Origin of the sequence: Thauera terpenica 58Eu, assembly GCF_000443165.1 — a bacterium.
Classification (GTDB): Bacteria; Pseudomonadota; Gammaproteobacteria; order Burkholderiales; family Rhodocyclaceae; genus Thauera; species Thauera terpenica.
Genome location: NZ_ATJV01000047.1, coordinates 65343 through 77875 on the forward strand (window position 1 = coordinate 65343; position 12533 = coordinate 77875).

Consider the following 12533-nt stretch of genomic DNA (forward strand, 5'->3'; position numbering starts at 1 on the left):
CCATGCCGACATTTGATGGCATGAAGGATAGAGCAGCGATGTCGGGACGATCCGCCAACAAATGGGGGGGCGAAGGGTGGGCACGAGGGGGGATCGGGCATTGTTCCAGCCAAGTCGCCGACACCCGACCGTCGACGGTAAGCTCGAGTCTGAAGTCGGGCGGTGCATAATCGCGCTTTCCACAGTGACGACTGCTTCCCCTCTCCGGACCGATGCCGCCCTCCAAGACCAATCCCGCCGGCCACGCACCGACCGACGCGAGCTTCCTCGACCTGCTCGGCTTCTTCTATCCGATCCACTACCGGATCGGCATGGCGCTCGAACGCCGCATGGGCCAGGGCAGGCTGTCGCGCCAGCAAGTCGCCATCATCTGGCTGATCGAGTCGGAAGTCGGCGCGCACGGCTGGATACGGCGCAAGCTCATCGAGCAGACGCTGAACGACTGGTTCGAGACGCGCAACTCGCACGTCACCCAGTTCCTGCGCGATCTGTCCTCGCCGCCGCTGTCGATGGTGACCCAGAAGACCAATCCGGACTCCGCCCGGGAGAAGCTGGTGGCGCTGACCGACGCCGGCCGGGACTACTTCGAGACCATGGTCGGTGCCGCGCTGGAGTTCTTCCGCGAGCTGTTGCCGCACCTGTCCGACCAGGAACTGCGCGACGGCATCCGCTTCCTCGGCCGCGCCTTCGGCCCGCCGACGCTCGCGGGACGCTGAGCCGGGCGGCGGCGGCAGGCCGCGTGGTGGGGATGCCTTGACATGACTGTTCAAAAATTTAACAATTTGCCGGCAGCCAGGCAGCCGTGCATACGGTCTGCCAGCTTACCGATAAGCCCGAAACTGGAGACACGTCATGAACACCGCGCCCAGCCATGCCTTGGACACCTCACCCGACCAGACGCTTGACGGCTCTGCGCCGGATCTGGCCGTCGTCGCCCCGGAACCCCACATCCTCCGGGGCACGCTCGACAATGCGGCCTATTTCCGCTACTGGCGCGCCTGCGCCGCGATGGGGCCGATCTTCCTGTCCGCCTTCCTGTTCTTCTGGGGCTGGCTGGGGTACAACATCCCGCCCATCCCGGCCGACCACACCGCCGAGCAGATGGCGGAGTTCTTCCGCAACCACTACAACGAGGTGCGCGCCGGCATGGTGGGCGCGATGCTGTTCGGCGTGCTCTACCTGCCGTGGACCCTCTCCATCACCAAGGTGATGGAATGGATCAACCCGCGCGAGAACAACATGATGTCCACGCTGCAATTGTGGGGAGGCGGGCTGACGGTGGTCCCGTTGGTGACCTCTTCCGTCTTCTGGCTGACCGCCGCCTACCGGCCCGACGTGCTCGACGCCGTCACCCTGCAGATGCTCTACGACCAGGGCTGGCTGCTGATCGACATGTTCTACGCCATCACCACCATCGCAATGGTTGCGCTCGGCGTCGGCGGCCTCACCGACCGCCGCGCACGACCGCTCTTCCCGCGCTGGGTGTGCTGGTTCTCGATCTGGGCCGGCATGAGCTTCCTGTTCGAACTGTTGATGCCTTTCTTCAAGAGCGGTCTGTTCGCACGCCAGGGCTGGCTCAATTTCTGGGTCGAATTCCTGGTGTGGTTCTTCTACATCGTGTTCACCACCTACTACGTGTTCAAGGCGGTTCCGCGCCTGGAAAACGAACGCAGCGCCGTGCTGGCCAGGCAGCGCACGGCGATGCTGACGGGCGAACGCTGAAGAGGGCACCCAAATGCAGATGAATGAACTTCGAATCCGTGCGGGGCAGGCCACCGCCTCGGGCCACCGCGTCGATCTGTTGCCGGGCGTGCTTTGGTTCATCCTGGCGGACATCATCGTTTTCTTCATGATCTTCGCCGACTTCATGATGCGGCGGGCGGGGCAGCTCGCCGTGTTCGACCAGTCCGCCGCGACCCTGAATGTGCCGCTGGGCGTGCTCAACACGCTGATCCTGATGACCAGCGGCCTGTTCGTGGTGTTCGCGGTCAATGCCGCCAAGGCAGGCGACCGGGGCACCACCCGGCGCTGGCTGCTGTTGTCCTTCGTCGTCGGCGCCGGCTTCGCCGTGACCAAGGGGCTCGAGTACAGCAGCAAGTTGGGACAGGGCATCACCATGTACACCAACGACTTCTACATGTACTACTTCACGCTGACCGGCGCCCACTTCCTGCACTTCATCGGCGGCATGGTCACGCTCGCGGTCCTGTGGTTCCTGGTCGGGCGGCAGCAGATCAACGGCCGCCTGCTCAATGTGATCGAGGCGGGCGCGTTGTACTGGCACATGGTGGATCTGCTGTGGATCTTCCTCTTTCCGATGCTTTACCTGCTGGGGGCGCGATGACACACACTTCTTCCCGACTGGCCACGATGGTCTGGCTGTTCCTGGTGCTCGCCACGCTCGGCAGCTCCTGGCTGGCAGGACACCACTCCTTCGCCGGCGAATGGACCGCGGTGTTCGTGATGCTGGTCGCCTACGCCAAGGCGCGCGCGATCATGCTTTATTTCATGGACCTGCGCGCGGCCGAGCTGCCCTGGCGGCTATCGTTCGAGGCGTGGGGACTCGCCTCCGCCGCCGTCATCATCGCGCTGTGGCTGCAGGCGGCCAACGCCTGACCCGGCGCTCGCCCGCCCACCCCTGCGACGGCCCGTCCAGACGACGGGCCGTCGTGTTTGCGCCGCAGTTCAGAGCAGGTTCATCGCCCGTGCCCGCGCCAGCGCCGCCGCGCGGCTGGTAACCCCGAGCTTGGCGTAGAGCTTCTGGAAGTGGCCCTTGACCGTGCTCACGGTCACGTGGCTGCGGTCCGCGATCTGCTGGTTCGACAGCCCGGCGTCGAGCAGCAGCAGGAGTTCCATCTGCCGGCGGGTGAGCGGGTCGGCCAGCGGGCTGTCCACCTGCAAGGCCGCCAGGCGATCCTTCAGCGGATGCTTGCCGATGGGCAGCCGGCCGCACAGGTCGGCAAAGAAACGGCGCTCCTGCATCAGCGCGAACCCCCAGTCCACCGGCCGCGTGTCCTCGACCAGCGCGGCGATGGCCGGCGCGTGGTCGAGGAAGGGCCGCACGATCGTCCGGCTCGCGGCCAGGCTCACCGCCCGCATCAGGTGGCGGTTCGCCGCCGCCGTCTGCCCGGCCTGGCACGCCAGGCTCATCTCCGCCAGCACCAGTTCGACCATGCGGCCGACGCGCCCGTCGGCCCGGGCGCTCCTGAAGGCGTCGGCGATCAGCGCCGCGGCCGCACGGCCGTCGCCGCGGGCGATCGCCAGGTCGATCAGCGCGGCGGTACGCAGATCGCGGACCCTGGCCACGGCCAGCGCCGCGCCGTGATCGGGCACGTCGCGCTCCAGGCCGATCCGCGCGCCTTCCTCGACCGCCTCGCCGAGCCGCCCCAGCCGCAGCAGCCGGCGGACCAGCAGGCACGACAGCATGTACGCGAGGCGCGGCGGATAGCTCGCCGCGAGCCTGCGCAGGCGGGCGAGCGAAACCGGGCCGTCCCCGTCCCCCTCCCCGCCCCACAGCTTCACCGCGGCATCGAGTCCGCAGGCCACTGCATCGACGAAGCCGTGGGTCTCGGCATTGCGCAGCCCCAGCAGCAGCAGCGGCAGGGCGGCTTCGTCGCGCCCCATCTCGACCTCGCAATTCGCCGCCAGCAAGGCGATGGTGCCGCAGATGCCGGCGCCCTCCCCCAGCCCCTGCTGCAGCGCCCGCAGCGCCGGTTCCAGTTCGGGGTGGATCAGGGCGTAGTTGCCTTCGTAGATCGGCGGCAGGGCGGTGAGCGCGATCACCCAGCCGCTGGCGTAGCGGCTGTTGGTCTGGTAGGCGGAGGTCTGGGCCTGCTGCAGGATTTCGCGCGCCTCGATGAAGCGGAAGGCGCCCGAGAGGTAGATGCTTGCCGTGCACGACGCGGCGGTGGCGTCGAAAGGGTCCTCCAGCCCGCCGCTGTCGATGCACAGCGTGGCGTTGCGGTAGGCGTCGGACAGGCGATCGGTGAACACGTCGATCGAGGCCTTGATGATGTCCAGCCGCCGCTGCAGATGCGCCGGCATGTCCGCGTCCCCGCCGTTGCGGCCCGCCAGGCGGATGCGGTTGCTCAGGTGATCGATCTGCAGGCGTCCGCGTTCGTAGTTGCGGTTCAGCACCAATGCCCAGACGTACCAGTACTCCGCCTGCCAGCCCAGCGCGCAGCGCCGCTGCAACAGCAGATCGGCCCATTCGATGTACTGCAGCATGTCGCCGCGGTCGCGCACGATGGCCGGTGCGCTGCGCTCGAGCATTTCCGCGGCGGCCTCGTGGGCGCCCGCCTGCAGCGCATAGTCGATCGCATCGTGCCCCCGCCCCTGCTGGTCGCACCACTGCGCCGCGCGCAGCAAGATCCCGGCGCGGCGCGCCTGGTCGAGCGTGCGCCGCGCCTCGCCCTGGAGATATTCGCGGAACAGGGTGTGGAGGCGGTACCAGGCGCGATTGCGGTCGAGCGGGATCACGAACACGTTGCGCTGCAACAGCAGCGCCAGGTGTTCGCCGGCGCGCTCGCAGCCGATCGCCTGCCGTGCCAGATCGGCGCAGAAGGTGCGCAGCAGGCCGAGCCCGAGCAGAAAATCGCGCATCTCCGCGGAAAAGTCCGACAGCACCTGCCGGTTCAGGAAGGCCGCGAGATCCTGGTCGGAACCGGAAAAACCGTCCAGCAGCTGCTGCGGCCGTTCGGCGGCCGCGAGCGCGATCTGCGCCAGCCGCACCGCGGCCGGCCACCCTTCGGTCTGGCGCGCGACCGCCTGCACGCCCTCGTCGCCGATGGCCCCGGCCAGTTCGGCGCCGAGCAGCGCGGCCACCTCGTCCACGCCCAGGCTCAGCTCGGCGAATCCGATCTGGCGCACCAGCCCTTCCAGCCGCGCGCGCGTCATGTCGAGCGGCAGGTCGGTCGTGCTCGAGATCACGAAGCGCACCGACGGCGGCGTTTCGAACACCAGCCTGTCGAGGACGTAGCCGAGCGCCGGGTCGGCACAGGCATCGAGGTTGTCGATGAAGACGGTGAACGGGCCCGCGTGAGCTGCCGCCGCGCCGACGAGGCCATCGACCCGGCTTTCGAGCGGTTCGTCGCCGCGAAACAGGGCCTGGGTCGGATGCAGTTGCGCGCTATGGCGGTAGGCCATCTCCTCGAGCAGGCGCAGCACCCGCTCCACGCTGCCGTCGCGGTCGTCCAGCGACGTCCAGAAGCAGTGCTCGCCCTGCTCGCGCAAGCGGGCGTACAGGCCGGACATGAATACCGTCTTGCCGTAACCGACCGGCGCCACCAGCGCCAGCAGCCTGGGGCGGTCGGCGGCACCGGCCACTTCCGCCAGCAAGCGGATCGGCACCGCGGCGAAGGCGTAGTTCGGCGGGGCGTCGCGGCCCGAAGCCCGCACGGCCCCCTTGGGGGAAATGGAGGATTTTCTGCGCTTCACCGGCAAACGGCCACGAAGTGTTCGACGCATCCGATTGTAGCCGGATGCGCCCCGGCGCACGTCTCAAAAACAGTACTTAAGTACTGCATCTAAGGTCGATCTGCTCTTTAGACTGAGTCTCAATAAATCAGGCCCCGTGCCCACGAGCGTCGCCCCCCACCCCGAACAGAGGAAAAATCCGATGAACACCCCGACCATCCCGCCCGAACTCTTCGCCCCGGTCTGGAACCCTGCCGCCTACGGCAACCGCGAGGCGATCGAGGAGATATTCACCGTCCTGCGCCGCGACTATCCGCTGTCCAGGGTCGAGACGCCGGGCTACGACCCGCACTGGGTCGTCTGCAAGTACAAGGACGTGCGCGAAGTCTCGCGCCTGGACGAGATCTTCCACAGCGGCGACGTCTCGAAGACCCCGGCGTCGAAGATCGCCGAGCAGATGATGAAGGACTACAGCGGCGGCTGCCCGCACATCTTCCGCACCCTGGTGCACATGGACAAGCCCGACCACACCGAGTACCGCAACGTGCTCAAGGACGTGTTCATGCCGCAGAACATCGCGACGCTCGAGGAGAAGATCCGCGCCACGGCCCGCAGCTACGTCGACAAGATGGCGCGCACGGACGAGTGCGATTTCGCCGGCGAGGTCGCCATGCTCTATCCGCTCGAGGTGATCTGCGATCTCATCGGCCTGCCCAAGAAGGACCACGCCACCATGCTGCGGCTGACGCAGTGGTTCCTGAGCTATGCCGATCCCGATCTGTGCCGCCCCGGCTCCGACCTTTCCGATCCGCAAAGCCAGATCAGGAACTGGCAGATCGTCTACGACGAGATCAAGTCCTACTACGACCCCGTGATCGCGGACCGCCAGGCCAATCCGCGCCAGGACATCGCCTCCCTGATCGCCAACGGCAGGATCTTCGGCAAGCCGATGGACGAACGCGGCATGATCTCCTACTTCGTCATCGCCTCGACCGCCGGCCACGACACCACCGCCGCCACCATCGGCAATGCGATGTGGATCCTGGCGCGCGATCCGGCGCTGTTCGCCCGCATGAAGCGCGAGCGCGGACTGATCCCGGGCTTCGTCGAGGAAGCCATCCGCATCTCGACGCCGCCGATGACCTTCATCCGCTCGGCCACGCAGGACTACGAGCTTTCCGGCCGCCAGATCAAGAAGGGCGACCGGCTGTACGTCTCCTACCTGTCGGCGAACAAGGACGAGGAGGTCTTCGAAGACCCCTTCACCTTCAAGCCCGACCGCAGCCCGAACCGCCACATCGGTTTCAGCTACGGCTCGCACATCTGCCTGGGCCAGCATCTGGCCCGCCTGGAAATGCGCGTGCTGTGGGAAGAACTGTTCGCGCGCCTCGAAGCGGTGGAGATGGCCGGCGAAGGCAAGTGGCAGCAATCCGAGTTCGTCTGCGGGCCGAAGGACGTGCCGATCCGCTACAGCATGAACAAGGGGAGCTGAGCGATGGCGCCGTACCGCAAATGGCAGTGCGACACCTGTGGCGAGATCTACGACGAGGCGCTCGGCTGCCCGGAATCCGGCATCGCCGCCGGCACCCGCTTCGAGGACCTGCCCGACGACTGGATCTGCCCGAACTGCGGGGCCACGAAGGACAACTTCTCCCCCTACGCGGGCTGACCCCTCGCACATTGACGTTGCCGGGCTGCGCTGCGGCGGCGCCTGCAGTGCAGCCCGGACCTCACCCGTTTCCGGCGCAGCATCCCGATGCTGCCCGCAGGAGAGCATTTCGATGACTTCGGATCATTCCAGCACCCACCGCGTGGTGGTGATCGGCGCGGGACACGGTGGCGGCAACGTCGTCGCTTTACTCCGCCAGTACGGTTTCGGCGGCCCGGTGACGCTGATCGGCGACGAGCCGGCCGCCCCCTACCACCGCCCACCGCTGTCCAAGGCCTGGCTCAAGGGCACGGCCAGCGCGCAGAGCCTCGCCCTCAAGCCGGCCGACTTCTACGCCACGCAGAACATCACGCTGCGCCTGGGGCATGCGGCCGAGGCCATCGACCGCGACACGCGACGCGTGGCCCTCGCCGACGGCAGCAGCATCGACTACGACACGCTGATCCTCGCCACCGGCGCCCACGCCCGCCCCCTCCCCCTCGCCAACACCGCGCGCCCGAACGTGCTGACGCTGCGCAACATGGCCGATGCCGACCGGCTCAAGCACGCGCTCGGTGCGGGCAAGCGGCTGCTCATCGTCGGCGGCGGCTACATCGGCCTGGAATGCGCGGCCTCGGCGCGCGCGCTGGGTGCCGACGTGGTCGTGGTCGAGCGCGCCGCCCGGCTGCTCGAACGCGTGGCGAGCGAACCGATCGCCGGCTTCCTGCGCCGCCACCACGAAAGGAACGGCGTGCGCTTCGCGCTCGGCGCACAGATAGAAACCATCGAAGGCGAAGAGGCGGCAAGCGCGGTGACGCTGGTCGACGGCCGGCGCTTCGACTGCGACGCCATCCTCGTCGGCATCGGCGCCGCGCCGAACACCACGCTGGCCGAAGGGGCGGGCCTCGCCTGCGACGACGGCATCACCGTGGACGCCGACTGTCGCAGCTCCGACCCGCGCATCTTCGCCATCGGCGACGTCGTCCGCCGCCCGCACCCGCTGTATGGGCGCAGCCTGCGCCTGGAAAGCGTGCCCTCGGCGATGGAACAGGCCAAGCACGCGGCCGCCGCGATCGCCGGCCGCGAACCCCCACACCCGGAAGTGCCCTGGTTCTGGTCCGACCAGTACGACCTCAAGCTGCAGATCGCCGGCCTGCCCTTCGACGCCGACACCGTCGTCGTCCGCGGCGACCCGGAAACCGGCAGCTTCGGCGTCTATCACCTGCGCGGCGGCAGCGTGGTGACGGTCGAGGCGATCAACTCGCCGCCCGACTTCTTCGCCGGCAAGAAGCTGATCGCTTCGGGCAAGACGGTCGCTCCCGTAGAACTGGCGGATCCCGCCGTACCGCTGAACGGCATCGTGGCCTGAAGCCCGGCAGGAAGACGGAATCATCATGGCAAAGATCACCTTCATCGAACACTGCGGCACGCCGCACACGGTCGACGTGCCGGAAGGCACGTCGCTGATGCAGGCCGCCATCGGCCACAACATTCCCGGCATCGACGCGGACTGCGGCGGCGCCATGACCTGCGGCACCTGCCTGGTCTTCGTGCCCCCGTCATGGGCCGAAAAGCTGGAAGCCCGCTCCGAGCACGAGCGCCAGATGCTCGAGTTCTCCGGCAAGGACGCCGCCAACGCGCGCCTGTCCTGCCAGCTGATCGCCTGCCCGGCCCTCGACGGCCTCAGCGTGCAGATTCCCGAATCCCAGGGCTGATTTCCGCGGCGCGGGACGCATCGGCAAGAAGGGCTCGACGGGGAATACTCCATATCGTATTCTTACGTACATTATGGCAAAAGACATGATCCCGCATCGCGCGGTTTACGGCCAGGAACATGCCCTCTTCCGCGATACCGTGCGCCGCTTCGCCGCGGCCGAGATCGCCCCGCACTTCGAGCGCTGGGAAGCCGCCGGCATCGTCGATCGCGGCTACTGGGACAAGGGCGGCGCGGCGGGGCTGCTGTGCCCGCAGGTGCCCGAAGCCTGCGGCGGCATCGGCGGCGACTTCCGCTTCAACGCGGTGGTGATCGAGGAACTGTGGTACGCCGGCTTTGCCGGCCCGGCGGCCGACTTCTCGGTGCACAGCGACGTGTGCTGCGGCTACCTGCTGTCCTTCGGCACCGAGGCGCAGAAACGCAAATGGCTGCCGCGCATGATCTCCGGCGAAACCGTGTGCGCCATCGCGATGACCGAACCCGGCACCGGCAGCGACCTGCAGGGCGTGCGCACCCGCGCCGTGCGCGACGGCGACGGCTACGTGGTCAATGGCCAGAAGACCTTCATCTCCAACGGCCAGCACTGCGACCTGGTGATCGCCGTAGTGCGCACCGGCGGCGAAGGCTCGTCCGGCATGAGCCTGCTGCTGGTCGAAACGGACCGGCCGGGCTTCCGCCGCGGACGCAAGCTCGACAAGCTCGGCCACCTGTCGGCCGACACTTCGGAAATGTTCTTCGACGACGTGCGCGTGCCGGCCGAGAACCTGCTGGGCGAAGAAGGCCGCGCGATGGCCCAGCTCATGGCGGAACTGCCGCAGGAGCGGCTGACCATCGCTATCCAGTCGATCGCCGCGGCGCAGAAAGCGTTCGACCTCACCTGCCGCTACGTGCACGAACGCAAGGCCTTCGGCAAGGCGGTCGCCGAATTCCAGAACACCCGCTACCGGCTCGCCGACCTCAAGGCGGACCTGGCGGTCGGCTGGGCTTTCATCGACCAGTGCCTGGCGCGCCACGCCGCCGGCGAACTCAACTCTCAGGACGCCTCGGTCGCCAAGCTCTGGTGTTCCGAGATGCAGGGCCGGGTGGTCGACCAGTGCGTGCAGCTGCACGGCGGCTACGGCTTCATGCGCGAGTACGAAATCTGCCGCCTGTATGCCGATGCACGCGTGCAGCGAATCTACGGCGGCACTTCCGAGATCATGCGCGAGCTGATCTCTCGCAGCTTGTAACCCCTGCCTCGACGCAGACAAATCACCAAGGAGACACTCTCGATGACCATCGACCACCAGAACATCTTCGTCGGCGGGCAGTGGATCGCCCCAAGATCGACACAACGCTCGAACATCATCAACGCCTCGACCGAAGAGATCATCGGCAGCGTGCCGAAATGCAACAACGAGGACATGGACCGCGCGGTGGCCGCCGCACGCGAAGCGATGAGGAACCCCGCCTGGGCCGGTCTTGACGGGAAGGGCCGGGCGAAGCACATGCGGCGATTCGCCGACGCCGTCGAGAAGCGCGGCGAACAGCTCGCCCGCTCGGTCAGCCTGCAGAACGGCATGCCCATCAACGTGGCCGACCAGCTCGAATCGGCCTTCGTGGTGGGCCTGCTGCGCTATTACGCCGCACTGGCGGAGAATCTCGTCGAAGAAGAAGCCCGGCCGTCGCCGACCGGCTCGACCACACTGGTACGCCGCGAGCCGGTGGGGGTGGTCGGCGCGATCATCCCGTGGAACTTCCCGGTCGCCCTGTCCATCTTCAAGATCGCGCCCGCGCTGGCGGCCGGTTGCGCGGTGGTCGTCAAGCCCTCCTCCGGCACCGTGCTCGACAGCTATGTACTGGCCGAGGCGGCCGCCGAAGCCGAGCTGCCGCCCGGCGTCATCAACTGGGTGCCCGGCGACCGCGGCATCGGCTCGCACCTGGTCAGCCATCCAGGGGTAGACAAGGTGGCCTTCACCGGCTCGACCTCGGCCGGCCGCATCATCGCCGAGGAGTGCGCACGCCTGCTGCGTCCCGTCACGCTCGAACTTGGCGGCAAGTCCGCCGCGATCGTGCTCGAGGATGCGAACCTCGATGCACTGATCCAGAGCCTGCCCATGAGCTCGGTGCTCAACAACGGCCAGGCCTGCTTCTCCTGCACCCGCATCCTCGCGCCGGCCGGGCGATATGCCGAAGTGGTCGACGCCATCGCCAGCGCGGTGAGCACCTACCCCGTCGGCGATGCACTGGACCGCGCAACGGTCATCGGTCCGATGGCCTCGGCGGCCCATCGCGACAGCGTGCAGCGTTACATCGAACTGGGTACCGGCGAAGCCAGGCTGGTCGCCGGCGGCGGCCGCTCCACACGAGATCGCGGCTGGTTCGTCCAGCCAACGGTTTTTGCCGACGTGGACAACAGGTCGCGCATTGCCCGCGAGGAGATCTTCGGTCCGGTGCTCTCGATCATCCGTTACGAAAGCGAAGACGAAGCCATCGAGATTGCCAACGACTCCGAATACGGACTGGGCGGAACCGTCTGGTCCACCGATCGCGATCACGCCATCGCCGTCGCCCGCCGCGTCGAGACCGGCACCATCGGCATCAACGGCTACATGCCCGATCTCAACGCACCGTTCGGCGGCGTCAAGAACAGCGGCCTGGGCCGCGAACTCGGACCCGAATCGCTCGGCTCCTACCTGCGCTACAAGTCCATCTACCAGCTCGGCTGAGACCCCCGAAAGCACGGCAGGCGGGCCGTACCCAGCACACGGCCTGCCCACGCCGTTTTTCTTTGAACAGATCGTTCATCAATAAATCATCGGTGTTCCATGAACGGACAACTTCGACTTTCCAAGATCGCCTCCAGCACGCCGCGCATGGCCAAGGCCCTGCCGGGCATGCCGATGGACGGCACGGTGATGGTCCGCCTGCTGCGCATCTGCGGCGCCGGACTGAACGACTTCTTCGAGCCGGCATTCCGCGCTGTGGGGCTGTCCGAGCACTCCTTCCACGTCCTGTGCCTGCTGCTGGCCAGCGAAAACGGCAGTGCCGCGCCCAGCGAACTGAGCGAGATGGTCGGCACCAGCCGCTCGAACATGACCCGCATCCTCGAAGAGCTGCAGCGCGATGGCTGGATCGAGCGCTCGGTCGCGCCGCGCGACGCGCGCCGCCACACGATCTCGATCACCCCGCAAGGGCGCGACAAGGTGCGCGACACCGTGCCGCAGATCGCCGGGCCGATCCGCCGTGCCTTCTCCGACCTGAGCCCGGATGAGTTCGCCGTGCTCGGCAAGCTGATCCGCAGGCTCATCGTTTCTTTCGACAAGGGGGCGGCCTCGATCGAGGCCGCGGCCTGATCCGCCCCTTCCATGCAGTGTCGCAACACCACCCAAGGAGACAGCAATGAATGAAAGATCCAGCCTCAACCTCGAAGTGATCAGCGCCTGGTGCGGCCCGGCCTTCCTGGTCGGTCTGGTCATCTTCTTCGGGATATTCGGCTTCAACCTGCCCGCGCCCCCTTCCCCGGCTCTGGGCGCCGACGAGATCGCTGCCCGCATCAACGGCGATCTCGGCGACATGCGCCTGGGCTGGTGCGTGGCGCTGGTGATCATGGGCCTGTACATGCCGTGGACCGCCCAGATCAGCACCCAGATGGCACGCCTGGAGCACCACTCCCGCACGATGACCTACCTGTTTAGTCCCACGGTGTGCTGGACTGGATTGATTTTGAATCTGTCCGGCGTGTTTTGCCATGCTTTGCAGATGAATTCGTAGGGG

13 protein-coding genes are annotated in these 12533 nt (G+C 67.2%); 12 read left to right on the plus strand and 1 reads right to left on the minus strand.

Going from position 1 to position 12533, the window contains the following annotated elements:
* The first annotated feature begins 212 nt into the window (after positions 1-212).
* The 4 genes from M622_RS26925 to M622_RS26940 all read left to right on the plus strand — a co-directional run bounded on the left by M622_RS26925 (position 213) and on the right by M622_RS26940 (position 2616).
* Positions 213-716, plus strand: coding sequence for a winged helix DNA-binding protein (locus tag M622_RS26925; protein ID WP_021248712.1), 504 nt, complete (start codon positions 213-215; stop codon positions 714-716).
* A gap of 136 nt (positions 717-852) precedes the next feature.
* Positions 853-1722 carry a hypothetical protein gene (locus M622_RS39310; protein WP_021248713.1) on the plus strand — a complete coding sequence of 290 codons (870 nt, stop codon included), beginning with the start codon at positions 853-855 and terminating at the stop codon, positions 1720-1722.
* Between the two features lie 19 nt (positions 1723-1741).
* Positions 1742-2344, plus strand: coding sequence for a cytochrome c oxidase subunit 3 (locus M622_RS26935; RefSeq protein WP_157281974.1), 603 nt, complete (start codon positions 1742-1744; stop codon positions 2342-2344).
* Positions 2341-2616, plus strand: coding sequence for a cytochrome C oxidase subunit IV family protein (locus M622_RS26940; protein WP_084520692.1), 276 nt, complete (start codon positions 2341-2343; stop codon positions 2614-2616). Before M622_RS26935 ends, M622_RS26940 begins: the two co-directional genes overlap by 4 nt.
* 69 nt (positions 2617-2685) lie before the next feature.
* Here the strand turns inward: M622_RS26940 and M622_RS26945 are convergent, their stop codons facing one another.
* Positions 2686-5466, minus strand: coding sequence for a winged helix-turn-helix domain-containing protein (locus M622_RS26945; RefSeq protein ID WP_088178579.1), 2781 nt, complete (start codon positions 5464-5466; stop codon positions 2686-2688).
* 151 nt (positions 5467-5617) lie between these two features.
* Between M622_RS26945 and M622_RS26950 the strand changes: the two genes are divergently transcribed.
* The 8 genes from M622_RS26950 (at position 5618) to M622_RS40020 (ending at position 12530) form a co-directional block, all read left to right on the plus strand.
* Complete coding sequence (locus tag M622_RS26950) at positions 5618-6907, plus strand: cytochrome P450 (protein WP_021248717.1); 1290 nt, start codon at positions 5618-5620, stop codon at positions 6905-6907.
* A 3-nt stretch (positions 6908-6910) separates the two neighbouring features.
* Positions 6911-7084, plus strand: coding sequence for a rubredoxin (locus M622_RS39630; protein ID WP_021248718.1), 174 nt, complete (start codon positions 6911-6913; stop codon positions 7082-7084).
* Positions 7085-7196: 112 nt separating this feature from the next.
* On the plus strand, positions 7197-8432 hold the full coding sequence (locus M622_RS26955; protein ID WP_021248719.1) for an NAD(P)/FAD-dependent oxidoreductase: 1236 nt from the start codon (positions 7197-7199) through the stop codon (positions 8430-8432).
* A gap of 25 nt (positions 8433-8457) precedes the next feature.
* Entirely contained in the window at positions 8458-8778 is a 321-nt protein-coding gene (locus tag M622_RS26960) for a 2Fe-2S iron-sulfur cluster-binding protein (protein WP_021248720.1), read from the plus strand.
* Between the two features lie 85 nt (positions 8779-8863).
* Positions 8864-10006 (plus strand): acyl-CoA dehydrogenase family protein, encoded by a 1143-nt coding sequence (locus M622_RS26965; protein WP_021248721.1) that lies wholly within the window; start codon positions 8864-8866, stop codon positions 10004-10006.
* Between the two features lie 42 nt (positions 10007-10048).
* Entirely contained in the window at positions 10049-11485 is a 1437-nt protein-coding gene (locus M622_RS26970; protein WP_021248722.1) for an aldehyde dehydrogenase, read from the plus strand.
* A 99-nt stretch (positions 11486-11584) separates the two neighbouring features.
* Positions 11585-12112 (plus strand): MarR family winged helix-turn-helix transcriptional regulator, encoded by a 528-nt coding sequence (locus M622_RS0120080; protein WP_021248723.1) that lies wholly within the window; start codon positions 11585-11587, stop codon positions 12110-12112.
* Between the two features lie 46 nt (positions 12113-12158).
* Positions 12159-12530 carry a hypothetical protein gene (locus M622_RS40020; protein ID WP_021248724.1) on the plus strand — a complete coding sequence of 124 codons (372 nt, stop codon included), beginning with the start codon at positions 12159-12161 and terminating at the stop codon, positions 12528-12530.
* The last annotated feature ends 3 nt before the right edge of the window (positions 12531-12533 follow it).